Source organism: Paenibacillus sp. PAMC21692 (assembly GCF_014303795.1).
GTDB classification, from domain to species: Bacteria; Bacillota; Bacilli; order Paenibacillales; family Paenibacillaceae; genus Pristimantibacillus; species Pristimantibacillus agaridevorans.
The window spans coordinates 6,839,784-6,856,322 of record NZ_CP060293.1 but is presented as its reverse complement, the minus strand read 5'-3'; the positions used below and the strand labels follow the sequence as shown (position 1 = coordinate 6,856,322).

At 53.8% G+C, this 16,539-nt stretch carries 13 protein-coding genes; 9 read left to right on the top strand and 4 right to left on the bottom strand.

Annotated features, from left to right (window positions below; genetic code table 11):
- Positions 1-157 precede the first annotated feature (157 nt).
- A complete protein-coding gene (locus H7F31_RS27880) occupies positions 158-2,098 on the top strand; it encodes a PAS domain S-box protein (RefSeq protein WP_187101452.1) in 1,941 nt (646 codons plus the stop codon).
- A gap of 59 nt (positions 2,099-2,157) precedes the next feature.
- On the opposite strand, the gene H7F31_RS27875 is transcribed toward H7F31_RS27880, so the two are convergent.
- Together H7F31_RS27875 and H7F31_RS27870 are read right to left on the bottom strand one after the other, a co-directional pair.
- Positions 2,158-3,279: an ABC transporter permease gene (locus H7F31_RS27875; protein ID WP_261800159.1), complete on the bottom strand. Its 1,122-nt coding sequence runs from the start codon at positions 3,277-3,279 to the stop codon at positions 2,158-2,160.
- Between the two features lie 2 nt (positions 3,280-3,281).
- Positions 3,282-4,211 carry an ABC transporter ATP-binding protein gene (locus tag H7F31_RS27870; RefSeq protein ID WP_187101451.1) on the bottom strand — a complete coding sequence of 310 codons (930 nt, stop codon included), beginning with the start codon at positions 4,209-4,211 and terminating at the stop codon, positions 3,282-3,284.
- A gap of 212 nt (positions 4,212-4,423) precedes the next feature.
- On the opposite strand from H7F31_RS27870, the gene H7F31_RS27865 reads away from it, so the two are divergent.
- On the top strand, positions 4,424-5,404 hold the full coding sequence (locus H7F31_RS27865; RefSeq protein WP_187101450.1) for a Gfo/Idh/MocA family protein: 981 nt from the start codon (positions 4,424-4,426) through the stop codon (positions 5,402-5,404).
- Here the strand turns inward: H7F31_RS27865 and H7F31_RS27860 are convergent.
- Positions 5,401-5,886: a hypothetical protein gene (locus tag H7F31_RS27860; RefSeq protein ID WP_187101449.1), complete on the bottom strand. Its 486-nt coding sequence runs from the start codon at positions 5,884-5,886 to the stop codon at positions 5,401-5,403. The two genes, H7F31_RS27865 and H7F31_RS27860, sit on opposite strands and share 4 nt — an antisense overlap.
- A 187-nt stretch (positions 5,887-6,073) precedes the next feature.
- Positions 6,074-8,140, bottom strand: coding sequence for a beta-galactosidase (locus H7F31_RS27855; RefSeq protein WP_187101448.1), 2,067 nt, complete (start codon positions 8,138-8,140; stop codon positions 6,074-6,076).
- A gap of 161 nt (positions 8,141-8,301) precedes the next feature.
- On the opposite strand from H7F31_RS27855, the gene H7F31_RS27850 reads away from it, so the two are divergent.
- From H7F31_RS27850 to H7F31_RS27820, 7 genes are all read left to right on the top strand, one after another.
- Entirely contained in the window at positions 8,302-9,156 is an 855-nt protein-coding gene (locus tag H7F31_RS27850) for an AraC family transcriptional regulator (protein WP_187101447.1), read from the top strand.
- Positions 9,157-9,271: 115 nt separating this feature from the next.
- Positions 9,272-10,312, top strand: coding sequence for an EamA family transporter (locus H7F31_RS27845; RefSeq protein WP_315970530.1), 1,041 nt, complete (start codon positions 9,272-9,274; stop codon positions 10,310-10,312).
- 136 nt (positions 10,313-10,448) lie between these two features.
- Positions 10,449-11,024: a hypothetical protein gene (locus H7F31_RS27840; RefSeq protein ID WP_187101446.1), complete on the top strand. Its 576-nt coding sequence runs from the start codon at positions 10,449-10,451 to the stop codon at positions 11,022-11,024.
- Positions 11,021-12,514 carry a methyl-accepting chemotaxis protein gene (locus H7F31_RS27835; RefSeq protein ID WP_187101445.1) on the top strand — a complete coding sequence of 498 codons (1,494 nt, stop codon included), beginning with the start codon at positions 11,021-11,023 and terminating at the stop codon, positions 12,512-12,514. The genes H7F31_RS27840 and H7F31_RS27835 overlap by 4 nt, the downstream gene beginning before the upstream one ends.
- A gap of 536 nt (positions 12,515-13,050) precedes the next feature.
- Positions 13,051-14,433 (top strand): ABC transporter substrate-binding protein, encoded by a 1,383-nt coding sequence (locus tag H7F31_RS27830; protein WP_187101444.1) that lies wholly within the window; start codon positions 13,051-13,053, stop codon positions 14,431-14,433.
- Between the two features lie 44 nt (positions 14,434-14,477).
- Complete coding sequence (locus H7F31_RS27825) at positions 14,478-16,124, top strand: FAD-dependent oxidoreductase (protein ID WP_187101443.1); 1,647 nt, start codon at positions 14,478-14,480, stop codon at positions 16,122-16,124.
- A complete protein-coding gene (locus H7F31_RS27820; protein WP_087566057.1) occupies positions 16,121-16,501 on the top strand; it encodes a 4Fe-4S dicluster domain-containing protein in 381 nt (126 codons plus the stop codon). Before H7F31_RS27825 ends, H7F31_RS27820 begins: the two co-directional genes overlap by 4 nt.
- Positions 16,502-16,539: the final 38 nt, after the last annotated feature.

Below are 16,539 nucleotides of genomic sequence, written 5' to 3'. Positions count from 1 at the left end.
GACTTCATGCGTTTTTTAACTTATAGCAATGTTGAAGAATCGAGTGTTTGTGCCAGCTAAATTAAATTGGCAGCTTAAACTATGTTAATATAGGATTAGCTGCCAAGGTGAAAACATGAGGCTGCTAACGCGTTATTTCAAATGGAGGGATGCGTGGATGCAGGATATAAAGGTATTTAATTCCCAGGTTTTATTCGAACATATTTATACAAATGCTCCCATTGGGATCGCTTTAATTTCTCTGGATCGAAAATGGATGAATGTTAATCTTGCGGTTTGCAGAATTTTCGGCTACGAAGAAGAAGAATTTAAGTCCTTTACCATAGATGATATCCGACATCCTGATGATAGCGGCAACAGCAGCGATTTATTAATCGAATTATTGGATGGCGCCATTCCGTCATTTGAATTGGAAAATCGGTATTTTAATAAAAATGGAAACATCGTTTGGACCTCCGTACATGTTTCATTAGTCCGTGATCATGACGGGAAACCTTTGTATTACATTACCCAATTTATCGACGTAACCAAAAACAAGCTGGCGGAACTAAAGCTGCAGGAAAGCATCGAACGATACACGTCGTTAAAAAAATACAATCACGATGCGATTATTTCTTTTGGATTAGACGGCATCATTATGAATGGCAATAATATGGTGCAGCAGATGACCGGATATCTCATCGAAGAGTTAATCGGCAAAAAAATGTCCATATTAATTGGCGAAAAAAAATTATCCAGTTTGCTTCTGGCTTTAAACGATCATGAAGAAATCGAAAAAGTTGAAAAAGACATCACTTTCATCGATCACAAGGATGGTCGTTCCGTTGAAGTGCTGGTGACGCTCGCTCCAATCATTATCCAGACTCATACCATGGGCTTTTACCTCATAGCGAAAGACATGACAGAACAAAAGAAGCTGATCATCGAGAAGGAAGCCGCTGAAAAAACGAATAAAGCCAAAAGCGAGTTTCTTGCCATGATGAGTCATGAAATCCGTACGCCCATGAACGGAGTTATCGGCATGACGGATGTGCTCTTGGAAACGAAGCTGGATGAAGAGCAGCTTGAATATGTACACATTATTAAAAAAAGCGGCGATACGCTACTTGCCATTATCAACGATATTTTGGATTTCTCCAAAATTGAATCCGGCAAGACCGAATTAATCGAAGAACCTTTGAACGTGAGAACGATATTATCGGAAACGCTTTATATCGTCATGTCCAAGGCTCTTGAGAAAAATTTGGAGATTACTACATCCGTCTGCCCTAAGGTTCCTAACATGGTTTATGGAGATAGTACGAAGTTAAGACAAGTTCTTATTAATTTACTTAGCAATGCCATAAAATTTACGCCTGAAGGTTCGATTTCGATCGTCGTTGATACCGTGTCGCGGGAGCAGGGGACGGTACGCCTTCAATTTGCGATCCGGGATACAGGTATTGGCGTTTCGAAGGAACAGGTCGCTCATTTATTTGAACCCTTTTATCAAGCGGATCATTTTATGACCAGGAAAACGGTGGGAACGGGTTTAGGATTAGCGATCTGCAAAAAGCTTGTTGAGCTCATGGACGGTCAAATCTGGCATGAAGCTTCCAAAGATCAACCAGGATCAACATTTTTGTTTACAGCCAACTTTCGGGCCCAATTCAATATTTCCGACTCGTCACAAAATGATATGTGGCTCCAACAAGTTGACGTTGTCGATCATGCAGCCGAACCGTCCTTGAAAATTCTAATCGCAGAAGACAATGAAGTGAATCAACTTGTGTTAAAAAAGATGATAGAGAAACTCGGACACAAAACGACTATCGTACAAAACGGAAATGAAACGGTGGAAGCTGTTAAACATTATCCTTACGATATCATTTTTATGGATATTCAAATGCCCTCGATGGATGGATTGACGGCCACTAAGATAATCAATGAAATGACACACGGCAAGAAAAGTCCCTATATTGTGGCGGTTACGGCCCACGCAATCAAAGGAGACAGCGAAAAATATCTATCCGAAGGTATGGATGCTTATATCAGCAAGCCGGTCAGCATGAGCGCCATATCGGAAATCATTGAAAGAGTTAAAAAGATGAAATCGTAGTCATAGCAAGAAAGGGCAGTCCCTTAAGTCACCAAAGACTCGGGACTGCCCTTTTCAGTTTACCTGGTTGCCGCGATCGATTGCGATTTGTACAGCCGCGAGGCGATCAGGAAGCAGACAATGCCCCAAGCCGCCATAATCGACATGCCTATCCAGAAGCTGGACGAGGCGATGCCTTCCGCATAAATCAGGCCGTCCCGCATGCCTTCGACGAAGTAGGACAGCGGCAGCACCTTCGGCACAACCTGCAGCCATTCCGGCAAGTTGGCGACCGGGAAGAAGATGCCGCTCAGGAACATCATCAGCATGCTGGTAATGTTGGCCATGCCCATGTACGCTTCCATCGTTTTGCTGAAGGAGGAGAACAAGTAGCCCATTGCGTTGAAGACGAGAGCGCCGGCGAAAAACGCCACGGACAGGCTCAGCAAGTTAATATGCAGCGTGGCGCCGAAGCCGTAGACGCCGACAAGCGCGAGAATCGTGATTTGTATGATGCCGAGCATAAGACGAACCAGCATGCTGGATAGTCCGAACAACCCCATGCGAGCGGGAGTCATGCGAAGCCGCTTGAGCAGTCCGCGCTTGCGCATATCGACGAGATCGCCCATGCCGAACAAGCCGCCTTGCGCAATGGACAACCCGATCATGCCGGTCAACAGGAAGTCGGAGTAGCTCGTATCTTCGGATGCGGTCGTGATGGATTCTAGCTCCAGCGTATAAGTCGGAGGGACGCCCGCAATTGCTAAATTAGCTTGCTGGACGAAGTTGCTCATGATGCTCGAGATGGCTTGCGTGGTGGCGCCGCCTTCGTTCTCGCGGTTGACGATGAGTCCAACCTCGGATGTCCCTTCCACCTCCGGCAAGACGATCAACGCGTCGATCTCCTTCTCCTCGACCAGCGTCTGGCCCGCTTCCAGCGTTACAGGCTCCCCTTCCGTTAGCTCGAAAATCGGAATAGACTTGATCTGCTCCAGAAGCATGCCGGAGGAAACGTTCGGCGACGCGTCGACGACGGCGATCTTCGCCTTGAACTCCGAGCTGCCGCCCCCTCCGCCGAAAATAATCATAAACAACACCATTAAAATAACGGGAAAAAATACGCTCCAGAACCACACCTGCTTCTCGCGGAACATCATCTTGAGATGCGCTCCGAACATTGCACCGAATTGCTTGGCCGCCATGCTTAGTCCCTCCATTCCTTGCCCGTGAAGGCGATGAATACATCCTCGAGGCTTAGCTCTCGGATCGAAATCTGTTCGACTCGATAACCACAATCCTTCGTATAGCCGAACAGCTCATACAGCGTATCCTCCGGCTGGGTCGTCCATATCTGAAGCGCGGCACCTTCCCGCACCGTACGAACAACGGCAGGATGCCGCTGCACGATCGCTTCCGTCTCGATGGCGGCTTTTTCGCCGTCCAGAAAAGACAGACGCACCTCGCGTTCCTTCGTGAGTCGGTCGATCAGGGCGCTCGGCGTGTCGAGTGTCACCACCTTGCCTTGATCCACGATGCACACCCGGTCGCTGAGCTTCTCCGCTTCCTCCATGTAGTGCGTCGTCAAAATCGTTGTTTTGCCTAGTTGCTTCAGTCTCAGAATAATATCCCAAATATTGCGTCTGGCCTGCGGGTCTAGACCCGTTGTCGGTTCGTCCAGGAAAATAATGTCCGGATCATTGACCATCGCGAGACCGATCGCCAGCCGTTGCTTTTGTCCGCCGGAAAGCTTCTTAACATGTCTGTTTTTATGTTCCGTCAGGTTAATCATCTCCAAAATGTCCGCGACCGGCCGGGATTTGTCGTAAAAGGTGGCGAACAGCTTCAGATTTTCCTCCACGGTGAGCAGATCGAACAGAGCGCTGGACTGCGGTTGCACGCCTATGTCATTTTTGATCGCTTCTTCGTTGCGCGACCACTTCATCGCGCCGAACGCGATGTCGCCTTCATCCGGAGGGAGTAGACCTTCGATCATCTCCAAAGTTGTCGTTTTGCCGGCGCCGTTAGGGCCGATGATCGTAAATATTTCGCCGGCTTCCACTGTAAAGCTGATGTCTTCGACGGCATGCACGGCGCCGAACGACTTCTTTAAATGCGAAACTTCCAATACGGGCATCGCAATATCACTCCTTCAGGTATTGTGTCAGGCGTCGCCTGAACCCCACATCTATTCTGATTGTATAAGGAACAGGAAGGCTGCTAAACCGTCCAAGGAACCTTTTTCTCCTCCGTCTGGAGACCGATAAGAAGGGAAAAGGGAAGAGACAGCGAATGAGTATTCTATTAGAAAAATTCTAACGTTGTAATCGAGAGGGGCAGTGTGCGGCAATGCTTGATAAAGTAAGATGGGGGATCATCGGGTGCGGCAATGTGACGGAGGTAAAGAGCGGTCCGGGCTTCCAGAAGACGGAGGGCTCCGAGCTAGCGGCGGTCATGCGGCGCAACGGCGAGCTCGCGGCGGACTATGCGGCAAGGCATGGCGTGCCCAAGTGGTATGACAATGCGGATGATCTAATTAACGATCCCGAGGTGGACGCGGTTTACGTAGCCACGCCTCCTTCTTCTCATATGGAATACGTGCTGCAATGCGCGGCGGCAGGCAAGCCTGTTTATGTAGAGAAGCCGATGGCGCGCAGCTCGGCGGAATGCAAGGCAATGATTGACGCATGCCGCGAAGCGGGCGTACCGCTATTTGTGGCTTATTATAGGAGAGGGCTGGATTATTTCCGCAAAATCAAGGAGCTGCTGGATAGTGGGGCTATCGGCCGTGTCTGCTTCGTCTCCATGAAGCAATACCAGCCTGCCAGAGTAAATGAGGGAGAGCAGCTGCCTTGGCGGCTTAACCCCGAGGAATCCGGAGGCGGTTTGTTCGTCGATTTGGCCAGCCATACGCTGGATATAATGGATTATTTGCTTGGTCCTATCGCCGAGGCGGCAGGGGGAGCGGGTAATCAAGCGGGGTTGTACGAGGCGGAGGATATCGTGACGGGCAGCTTCGAATTTCAGTCGGGCGTGCGCGGCGTCGGAGTCTGGTGCTTCAGCGCGTACAAACCTGTCGACGTAAACGAGATCGTCGGCGAGAAGGGGAGCATTTTGTTCGACACCTTCGGCAACGAGATCATTACGCTGGAGACGGCGGAAGGCAGCGAGCAGTTCACTTTCGAGAAACCGCCGCATATACAGCAGGGTCTTATTGGAATGATCGTTGATGAGCTGCGAGGAGGCCCGGCCAGCCCTAGCGACGGGACGAGCGGCATTCGCACGAACGTCGTCATGGACAAGCTGATCGAGAGTTACTACAAATCTTAGGCCGCCGTGTCGGACTCGGTTTTGGACTGCTTGGCGCCAAGCCAGCGGGACTCCACGATAAGCTGTTCGCAATAGTCGGCGACGGATAAAGTCAACAGTAAGCCTGCAAGCGCTCCGCACACGGACAAGGGGATGGCCCAAAAGACCGGCGGCTGGGTGAAGTAAGGAATAAGCGCCACGGCAAGAATGGGCGGGGCGTTCCATTTAAAGATGTTGATAAGCGCAAGGACGATCAACAGCGTAGCCAGCAGGGAGAGCGCTCCGGCACTCCAATAGCCCAGCAGGGAACCGACGAGCGAAGCGGAGACAGCCCCCAAGGCGATTCTTCCAACCTCGGCTTTGCCGAATGGTCGGGAGATGAACAAAAGACTGAACGCGCCCAGCGTCGGAAAGAACAAGGCATTCATATGTGGAATATGGAGTGAAATCCAATAGATCAAGACGAGATATACGCAGATCGCATATGTTTTGAAGCGAAGCATGAATGCGTAACCTTCTTTCGAATGATTGTGGGGCTAAAACTTCTACGCCATGTTACATTTTAAGGGCAGTCGGCTGCCGCGTCAATGTATATTTAAATATAATCCGATGCATATAGTCGGGAAAGTAGAAGTGGGACCGTCCCGTCAGGACAGTCCCTTGTCTATGTGAGGTGCGCTGTGCCTGCCGCTACTCCAGGATCATGACGCCAAACGGCTCGATCACGGCATCGCCATGCAATTCGGAGCCGCTAATGAGGTCGCGTTTGAGCCCTTTAACCGCGATGGCGGCAGGCTCCTCGCCGTAGTTGAGCAGGAAGTAAAGAGGGCCTCTCTCGTCTTGCCGGATGGAAAGCTCCACCTGCGGCGGAAGCTCTAGCCAGTCGCTCACGGGCGATGAGATGCCTGCGGCATCCAGGACGAGAGCGGCCGCGGCTTCATCGAATACGGCGCCGTAATACCAGGCTTCGCCGCTGCCGAACGAATGGCGAGTCACGGCAGGTTTGCCGGCGTAATGCTCGCTCGTGTACGTTGCCATCACCTGCACGTTCTCCGACTCCGGCAACAGAACGTCGTTGAACGCGTTCGCGGCTGTGACGACCGGTTCTCCGGACATGCCGGCTTTGCTCCAAGCCATAAACATCGGAGCGCGCGATCCCTTTACCATCGTAAATTCCTCGATGGAGATGCCGCACAGATTGGCCGCGGCGCCAGGGAACGGACGCATATAGCAGTGACCGCGCATGTCCTTGTAGCCGGTCCGGCAGCCAAAGACGACAATGCCGCCCTCGTTAACGTACTGCTCCAGCAGCGCGGCCGTTTCGTCGGTCATGATGGCAGGATGCGTGTAAACGAGCATGCGGTATTGACGCAAGTCTTCGATTGAAGTCGTCGCCCGCATAAAGAGAATATCGCTGGGAATATGGCGGCGCGTCATCGCCTTGAACCATTCCGTGTTGCTCTTCCAGCGGAAAGTTCCGTGCCAGACATCGTATTCGCCGTCCCACTCGTTGTCGTAATCGCGCACGATCGCGACTTCTGCCGCATAGGTCGTGCCGGCAACGCGCTCGCCGAAGGCGGTCAGCTCGCCGCCGATCTGCCGCGCTTCGCGAATGCGGCGATTTTCCCGGTTATGATAATCGTTAAGGCCGTGCCAGTAGATTTCCTGGCCGAACGTTGCCGTCCTCCAGCGGAAATAGACGACCATGTTCGCTCCGTGTGCGATCGATTGGTAGGTCCATAACCGCATCTGGCCCGGCTTGGGCGACGGCATGTCCATCTTGTTCACCCAGCCTCCCGGACCTGCCTGCTGTTCCATGATGCAGAAGTTCCGCGAGATGGAGCGGACTGCGCCAAGCGACTGGCTCCAGCCCCGGTCGGCAAGCCGGTTCTCCTCCTTCTCGTCGTAATAGATGGTCGAGAACTGCGGATAGGAATCGTAGCTGAAGAAGTCCAGCAGCTCGTCGGTCATGCGATGGTTGTCGAGATGGCCGAACAGTCCGTTGGTCGTAATCCAGTGATTCGGCGCAACTTCGCGCAGAATATTGCCTTGCACGGCCGCGAAGGAGATTGTGTTATCGGAAATAAATCGTTTCTCGTCAAGCGCAAGATGCGGATTCGGCTGCTTGCCTCCCGTTGTCTGGCGGGGCAGATGGACTTGCTCCCAGTCGGAGTAGGTCTGGCTCCAGAAGACGGTGCCCCAGGCTGCGTTAAGCGCGTCGAGCGTGCCGTATTTCTTTTTTAGCCATTGACGAAATGCGGCATGATCCGCATCGGCATAAAATTCGCTGGTCTCGCAGTTGAACTCGTTGTCGATCTGCCAGCCGATGAGCGCGGGATGATCCTTGTAATGTTCCGCCATCGTACGCGTAATGATTGCGCATAACTCGCGGTATTTCGTGCTGCTATAGTTATAGTGGCGGCGCAGCCCGTGCTGGATGGTCACGCCGTCAAAGGTTGCGTTGAGCACCTCGGGATAACGCTGCGTAAGCCAGGCAGGCGGCGTCGCCGTAGGCGTTCCGAGTATAATCTTCAAGCCGTGCTTATGGGCGAGGTCAAGCGCGCGGTCGAACAGATCGAAGGAGAAGACGCCTTCCTCAGGCTCGAAGATCGACCAGGCGAATTCGCCTACGCGTACGACGGATATGCCAAGCTCGCGCATCCTGCGGTAATCGTCTTCCCAGAGCTGCTCCGGCCAATGTTCTGGATAGTAGCAGACGCCTAGCTTAAGTTGGTCCAGTGGGGTAAGCTTGCTCATCAATAAGAACCTCCCTGCGGGAAAAATATGAGGATATTGCGGTATTCTACGTCTCATGTTAATTTTAAGTTTATTGATCATGAACGGTATATGACAACATATTGCTTTTCATATGAGAAAATTGCGCATTTTTCCAGTATCGCGGAGAGGGAGGGCAGAAGGTGAGGCAGCATTATATTGTGCCGAAACCATCATACCTGCATTATGCTTGTTATCCGGATATGTTCGGCAGATATGCCGGCATACCGGAGCACGCCGAGCACAGAGAGCGAGGAGCGCTCAAGGAGTACAATCTGCATCTTGTGCTCGGCGGGCGCGGCTCCTTTGTGCTTGAGACGGGAGAACGGATCGAGTTGGGGGCGGGGGATGGCTTCCTGTACGGCAAGGAGGCGTATCAGCGATATGCCGCTCATCCTTCTGAGCCCTGGGATATCCGGTGGATCCACTTCGCGGCCGGGTTGCCGCTGCCTTTGCTCAGGGAAGCGGATGAATACGGTATGTGGCTGTTCTCCTTCTCGGCGCGGGAACGGTTCGTCGAGTTGTCGGAGCGCATGTACGGGCTGGGCCGCAAAATAACGCTCGCAGACGAGCCGGCGTTGTCCGCGCTGCTCTACGAGACGCTGTCGCTGCTTGCGGTTCAGACGGAGCGGCTGGAGGCTCCATCCCAGCTTCGGAAGCGCGACGCCATCCGGGTGGCCGCCGACGGGATTCGCGACCGCTGCGAGGAGAGCTGGAGCCTTGGCGAGATGGCGGCTCTGGCAGGCTATAGCCGATATCATTTCCTGAGGCTGTTCCGGCTCGCGACAGGAAGGACGCCTAATGTGTTCCTGACGGAAAGCAGCATGGTACGCGCGAAGCTGCTTCTAGCGACGACCGAGCTTCCGGTCGGAGAAGTGGGAGAGCGATGCGGTTACGGCCAAGCCAGTTATTTCATAAAGCAGTTCCGGACGGCAGAAGGTCTCACTCCCCAAGCTTACCGGCAATTGCATGCCAGCGTTTCTCAGGACGAGGGATGAAGTCTCGTCTCATACCGCAGCTGCTGAAAACCGAACTTTTTGAACTCGCATTTACGGGGATGTCGATCCAGCAGCGAATATTATTGTGAAATCAAGGAAGGAGCTTTATTACATCATGATGTGGCTTACATTATCTCTGCTTGCCGCCATTGCATTCGGATTGCGAGGGATTCTCTATCATTGGACCAGCCAAAAGCCGGTCAATCGGAATTTGATGCTGTGCGGCGTATTCGCCATCGGGGCCATCATCAATCTTGGAGGCGCATTGGCGACGTCCGCGGACTGGACGGTCAGCACGCTGGTCGGCATTCAGATGGGATTGTTCTCCTTCGGGGCGAACGCCAGCATGTTCAAAGGTTTTGCCGTCGGCAAGGCATCGCTCGTCGCGATTCTTACCGCTCTGCCGTCGGTCGTCGTTGTCCTTGCCGCCTACTTGCTTTGGGATGAACGGATTAACGGAGCCCAGCTTGCGGCCTTTGCCGTTATCGTGGGAGGCGTGTTGCTTGTCCGATACTCTAATGAGCTGTCGCTACGCAATCTGCAGGGAGCCCAGTGGGGACTGTTGGCTATGCTGCTGTTCGCGTGCAACGATCTTTCGGGCAAATGGTCGACGCTGTTGGGAGCCGATCTCATGCCGACGTTGTTCTTTATGTTCTCGACGGGGATGCTCTGCTTCGGCCTGTGGTGGCTGGCGGATCTCCGCCGGGAAGCGGCCATGATGCACGCCCGTGCTCAAGCTGCAGCCTCCGAGACTGCCGGCAGGGCGCTGTCATCCCCATCCAGCGGAGCTTCCGATTCTGTGGCGACGGTGTCTTCGTCGATGCCAACGCCGGCGGCGGTTGCCTCCGTCGAGGCAGCGGATGGGCAGCAGGCAGCGGCATCTACCGCTAACCGGGCTGTTGCGGGCTGGAGCATCCGACGCACTTTCGTGACCGGACTTGCGGTCGGCCTGACGAATACGGCCGGCATGCTGCTGATCGTGCCCGCGTTCGATCTCGGCAAAGCGGGTCTTGTTTCTGCGGTCGTCGCTCTAAACGTGCCGCTTGTGCTGCTCTATACTAGATTCGTCGTTAAGGAGAGGTTTAGCAAAACGGAGCTCGCAGGCATCTTTATGTCGCTCGCAGGCATTTTGCTCATGCGGCTTTTCGGGGGATAACGAGGATGGTGGATAATTTGAAATTTTTGTAAACCATGCTTTGGAACTAATGATTTTTGTTAAGTAATCCGATACGATATACATATCATTCCAAATAGAGATCAATATAATTGGATAAGGAGAACGTATCGTATCGATGATTAAACGTGTGGAGAATGAGCTGGAATTGGCCATGTTTAACGGCATTTGGACGACGGTTTGGCGGGAAAAGGGATATGAACTTGAATTCGCGGACCATGTCCTGGATCGGTTCGTTGTGATGAATGAAGAAGGCTACTGCGTTGGCACCTCGGAGATTAAGCCGTACGACAGGGATAGCAGTCCCATTAACGAAATCGCCCCTTTCCGGGATCATCCCAAAGTGATCGCTTCGGAGGGACGTGTCGCGGAGATCGACAAGATTGCCATATTAGGCTCATACCGCGGCAAAGGTAACATGCTGCCCTGGATATTGTCCTCCGCCGTGTACAGCGCCGAACAGCATGAAATGGACTACTTTGTTTCCCTGCTGGAGCCTGTATTTCTTCGCGCGCTCAAGATCTCGTTCAAAGTACCGGTCGAGCGTCTGGGAGAAAGACTGTTCTACAAAGGGGATTATGTCGTGCCCGTCTTGTTTGACATGTCGGAAATGTATCTAAACAAACAACGCTACGAGTGGCTGTCTAATCCCGAAGTTATGAATACAACAATAGAGGTGAAAGCAGGCTCATGAAGCAGCTATCGGAACTGGACAAGCGCAATAGACTTTTGGTCAAAATATATTGGGGCATGCTTCTGTTAGGCATTTTGACGGATATCATGATTGGTCTTGGCGCCGACATGATCCTGCTTCTGGCGGGCGTTGGCGCCGCGCTTGGCACCGTCGTAACGTTCATGACGTATCGGGAAGTCGGCAGCGGCCTCGTTAAGTACATCATGCCTTGCAATTTGACGATTATCGTAGCGATGCTGATTCTGATGGATCCTAACCCCATTGTCAGCACCTACTTTCTCGTCTACGTCAATATGGCGATCATCGCTCTTTATTCGGATTATCGCCCTATCATCGTAACCGGGGTATTGGGCGCTGCGCTTTCGTCATATCTGTTCGCGGATCCATTTTTCCAGGAGCGTTTATTCCCTTCGGATTCGCTTGTGCTGTTGTTCCTGTACCTGGCGTTTGCCACGGCCGGCTTGTCCGTAGCCGCGCATTACAGCCAGAAGCTGCAGCGCGAAGTCGGCGCCCGCCAAAGCGAAGCCTTGGCGTCGAAGGAGCTGGCGGAAGGCGTATTGTCGCAGCTGCGCGGATCCATTGGGATGCTGACATCGTTCAGCGCCGGCCAGCAAGGGCATGTGATCTCCACAGGCGTTATCTCCCGCGAAGTAACAGGCACCTTCGTCGAGATGGCGGCAGCGATCGAAAAGCAGACGGGCAGCGTCTTGTCCATTAACGAATCCGCTCAAGAAATCGAGCAGGCCATCCAACGATTGCTGGACGGAGCGAATCTGCTTCGCGGATATTCGGATTCCAATGCGGAGCTGGCGGAGCGCAACAAGGCGCAGCTGGAAGCTCTGTCCTTCGAGATGGAAGGGCTTCGCGTCATGATTATGAGCACGGTCGACAAGATGGGCACGCTTCAGGAGCAGAACGATCGAGTGACCGATATCGTCGATACGATCCGGGACATATCCGAGCAAACGAACCTGCTTGCGTTGAACGCCGCGATTGAAGCGGCGCGCGCCGGCGAGCATGGCCGGGGCTTCGCGGTCGTATCCGGCGAGGTGCGGAAGCTGGCGGATCATTCCCGCCGCTCCGCCGAGGAGATCGGCGCAATTTTGACGACGATCCGCACAGGCATTAATGATGTGTATGGCCATGTAGAACGCGGGCAGGAAGCAGTGGTGCGGGGCGATGCGGCGGCGAGAGGCGCGCTTGATACGTTCGGCACCATTAACGATAACGCCAGGTTAGCCAAGGAGCAGGCGCTTCAGGTAGGCGACAGCACGAGCGGCCTGCATCTTCGTTACGGTTCTCTGGCGGAGGAGCTCGACAGCATCGCAGCCACGACGCAGCAGAACATGGCGTCCGTTCAAGAGGTGCAGGCGAGTATGGAGACGCAGCATGCCAAAATTAACGAGATGGTCGACGAATACGCCAAGCTGGATACGCTCGTATCCGAGTTAGAACGCGTGTCGGGCGCTGGCGGCAAAAAAACGGCATAAGAACGATATTAGAACGGCGCAAGAGTGTAATATCGAAATGGCGTAAGAACAGTATGAGAACGGCAAGTGTGCGATATCGAACCGGCTTGAGAACGGCTTAGGGAATCCTGCTGCGGCGCGTGCAGCGGGATTTTTTTTGCCTTGTTTAGTAAATTATGCGACATACCGGACTGTGGATAACGATCTTCAGCTGTTAAGAAGCACATGCAAGCATCATCCTCAAACTGCGTTGATTAAGTTCGTTTATTCATTGGGAATAGCGCGGCGAATCTTCGAGAATCGGCATTTTCATCCGTGTATTTTCACCTGTTGACAGTTTCTTTCGAGGGTGCTAAGATTGGTTTTATATAATTCAAAGTAAATCAATTGGCTTTATAGGTTATATCGATGGCATTGACCATACAAATGGAGATGTATGCTTGCATAGCATTCTGCCCCTAGGTTCGAAGAGGGACGGGAAGCCGTGCGGCGTGCATCTTTTTTTATTTGATATGCTGTGCGGGAGCGCGGCTACGACTGGACGAGGAGGCTGGAGGATGAAGAAACGAAGAGGTTTGGCGCTGCTGCTAGCGATCATGATGGTGATGCTGGCGGCTTGCGGAGGAACGGGCAATACGAGCATTACGCGAAACGCCGCTGAGTCGACGCCTCCATCCGGGGAAACGACGGGGAACGGCGGGGGTGCGAAAGGGCAGGTCGGGGAGCAGACCCGCAAGGAGCCCGTGACGATTACGTTCTGGAACTATGGGAACACGATTACGGATACGGAGTTCAATAAACTGATCGTCGAGCCGACCAAGGCTAAATATCCGCATATTACGCTAGAGAGAATCAAGACGGAAGCCGATACGACGCCGGAGGATTTGTTGTCCATGGGACAAGTGCCGGACATTATCTATACAAGCAGCGGACCCTCGTACTACCGTTTCCTTGATATCGGCATTATTCAGGATCTGGATGAGCTGATCGCGAAACATAATGTCGACACAACCCGCATCAAGCCGGCCATTCTGGAATCGATCAGAGGCTTTACGCAGGAGGGCAAGCTGATCGCCATCCCGCTCTCCTTCAATCTGTTGATTACGTACTACAACAAGGAGATATTCGATAAGTTCAATATACCGTACCCCTCCGACGAACCGCAAACCTGGGAACAATGGCTGGAGCTTGGGCGAAAGCTGACGATTCAGGATAACGGAGTACAGTATGTGGGCGTTGATCTTGGCGGACCCGGCAATATCGTGAGAAGCCTGGACATCGGCAATGTCGATTCCGCTACTGGAAAATCGACGCTCGCGAGCGAGGAATGGAACGGGATCTACGAGCTGCTGAAGAAACAGTATGAAATTCCGGGCTTCATCGGATCGAACAACGAGATCGGCTACGACCGCGTTACTTTCATGCAGGACCGCCGGCTTGCGATCAGGCCCGCGTTTCTAGCGAACATGGTCGGACCGCTGGAGGAGCTTAAGGCGGAGGGCATCGATCTGGATTGGGACATCGCGCCTGCCCCGCATTTTGGCGACAACAAGGTCGGCGGAAGCATTCATTCCGTCATTTTGTCCAATCAGAGCAAACATCTGGACGATGCATTTCTTGTTATCGCCAATATTTTGTCGGACGAGACGCAAAGGCTGGTCGCGCGCAATGGCCGCGTGCCTTCTATCGTCAATCCTGAGCTGGAGAAGGAATTTGGCGCGGATGTCTCCGTTTTGCAGGGCAAAAAGATCGAGAATGTGTTTAAACTGGAGGCCAAACCCAACAATCCGCCGCATCCTTTGGATAATCAACTCGGGGAGGTGCTAAGCCAGGCTGCGGAGGAGATCGCGCTTAATGGCAAGGATGTCAATTCCGCTCTGCGGGGCGCGGAGGAGGAGAGCAATCGGATCATTGAAGCTTGGGAGAAAACAAGGCCATAACGCAGCGACGAACGCTGCGACAACACGAACATGGAGGCGTTGCAATGAGCGGGGAAACGGCTTTGAAGCTGACAACGGATGTGCTTGTGATCGGAGGGGGGCCGGCTGGCGCTTGGGCGGCATGGAGCGCGGCATCGCAAGGCGCCAAGGTGGCGCTGGTCGACAAAGGTTATCTCGGATCCAGCGGAGCGACCGCACCGGGCGGGACCAATCTGCTTTATCTGCCTCCGGATGAGGAACTGCGGGAGCAAGCTGTGCAGCAACGAATGAAGTCCGGCGGATATTTGTCCGAGGCTGCCTGGATTCATAGAGTACTGGATCAGGTGTACATCAATCTGGAGCTGGTCGAGAAGTGGGGATATCCGTTCGTCAGGGATGAAGATGGCGTTCCCCAGCGCAATCACTTGCAGGGACCGGAATATATGGCGCTTATGCGCAAGGTGGTCAAGAAGGCCGGCGTCAAAGTATTGGATCATGCGCCGGCGCTGGAGCTGCTGGTAGACGATCATGGCGTGGGCGGCGCGAGAGGCGTGCTTCGTCAGGACGGCAAGGATTGGGAAATAAGGGCTAACGCGGTCGTTATCGCTACGGGAGGTTGTGCCTTCTTAAGCAAAGGATTAGGCTGCAACGTGCTGACCGGCGACGGATATTTGATGGGCGCGGAAGTCGGAGCGGAATTGTCCGGCATGGAGTTCTCGCGAAGATACGCGCCGGCGCCGGCCTTCAGCTCCAATACGCGTTCGCGTCTGCTTAGCTGGGCGACGTATTACGATGAATACGGCAATGAACTGCAAGGGCAGCGGGACGGGGATTTCCTGGCGAAGCGGCTCCTCCAGGGGCCGGTATATGCCATCATGAACAAGGCGGATACGCCAGAAAAGCAAGCCATCTTACGCTCGTCGCACACTATCTTCTTCCTTCCTTACGATAGAGCGGGAATCGATGCATTTACTCAGCCGTTCCCGCTCACGCTTCGTTATGAAGGGACGGTTCGAGGGACGGGAGGCCTCCGCATCGTTACCGACGATTGCGGCACGACCGTCGCGGGCTTGTATGCAGCCGGCGATGCCGCCACGAGAGAGCGAATAACCGGCGCGGCCTCCGGGGGCGGAGCCTTTAACGCTTCTTGGGCGATCTGCTCCGGCACATGGGCTGGAGAGGGCGCGGCCAAGCATGCCTTATCTCATCGGGAGACCGCTGCGGGCCGCGAATTGCGAGCCGCAGGGCGATACGGGCTTGGTGCTTCCTCCAATAAAGCATCATCGGGAGCCGAGCCTGTCGCAACGAGGGAGTTCGTCAAGGCGATCCAGGATCAAGTGCTGCCGCTGGAAATCAATTATTTCCGCACCGAGACGGGATTGACCGCGGCGCTGCAGAAGCTGGACGGTTTATGGAAACATGTGAACGGGCAGGCGCCCGGCGATGTTCATGAGCGGGTTCATGCGAGGGAAGCGGCGGCAATGGCGGCGACGGCCAGATGGATTTATACGGCGGGATTGGCGCGGAAGGAAACGAGGGGAGGCGGTCTTCATTTGTTGAAGGAATATCCGGAGCTGGACCCTCATCAACATCACAGGCTGCTAGTCTCGGGTCTGGAGCATATTGAAGTAAAAAGAGACCGATCATTCCTGACGGCGGCAAGGCCGGCGTCGTCGAGCGAGCCGTCGGAGAGAAAGGCGGGAATCGGATGATTGAGCTAGTAAGCGCCGAACGATGCATCGGCTGCAACATTTGCGTTAAAGTATGCCCGACGAACGTATTCGACAAGACGGATCATGCGCCTGTCATAAAGCGGCAGGAGGATTGCCAGACCTGCTTTATCTGCGAAGCCTACTGTCCGGTGGACGCCCTGTATGTGTCGCCGTATGCGGACGAGGCGGTTCCCGTGGACGAAGAGGGGCTTGCCGCCGACGGCATACTGGGAAGCTGGCGGGCGACGATTGGCTGGGGACCGGGCAGGACGAAGCTGGCTGCCGTCGACAAGACGCCGTTCATTAATCGAATTTTGCCGGCCAGGCCGATCAGGGCTGCCGGCATCTCCGATGTCGGATCTCCGACTACGGGGTAGAGCCGCTTGTTATTTATCATTCCATATAATCGAGAGGA

Coding starts and splice junctions, on each gene's coding strand:
- H7F31_RS27840 (WP_187101446.1), top strand. CDS start 10,449: ATGATTAAACGTGTGGAGAATGAGCTGGAATTGGCCATGTTTAACGGC.
- H7F31_RS27870 (WP_187101451.1), bottom strand. CDS start 4,211: ATGCCCGTATTGGAAGTTTCGCATTTAAAGAAGTCGTTCGGCGCCGTG.
- H7F31_RS27855 (WP_187101448.1), bottom strand. CDS start 8,140: ATGAGCAAGCTTACCCCACTGGACCAACTTAAGCTAGGCGTCTGCTAC.
- H7F31_RS27825 (WP_187101443.1), top strand. CDS start 14,478: ATGAGCGGGGAAACGGCTTTGAAGCTGACAACGGATGTGCTTGTGATC.
- H7F31_RS27865 (WP_187101450.1), top strand. CDS start 4,424: ATGCTTGATAAAGTAAGATGGGGGATCATCGGGTGCGGCAATGTGACG.
- H7F31_RS27860 (WP_187101449.1), bottom strand. CDS start 5,886: ATGCTTCGCTTCAAAACATATGCGATCTGCGTATATCTCGTCTTGATC.
- H7F31_RS27820 (WP_087566057.1), top strand. CDS start 16,121: ATGATTGAGCTAGTAAGCGCCGAACGATGCATCGGCTGCAACATTTGC.
- H7F31_RS27880 (WP_187101452.1), top strand. CDS start 158: ATGCAGGATATAAAGGTATTTAATTCCCAGGTTTTATTCGAACATATT.
- H7F31_RS27835 (WP_187101445.1), top strand. CDS start 11,021: ATGAAGCAGCTATCGGAACTGGACAAGCGCAATAGACTTTTGGTCAAA.
- H7F31_RS27845 (WP_315970530.1), top strand. CDS start 9,272: ATGATGTGGCTTACATTATCTCTGCTTGCCGCCATTGCATTCGGATTG.
- H7F31_RS27875 (WP_261800159.1), bottom strand. CDS start 3,279: ATGGCGGCCAAGCAATTCGGTGCAATGTTCGGAGCGCATCTCAAGATG.
- H7F31_RS27830 (WP_187101444.1), top strand. CDS start 13,051: ATGAAGAAACGAAGAGGTTTGGCGCTGCTGCTAGCGATCATGATGGTG.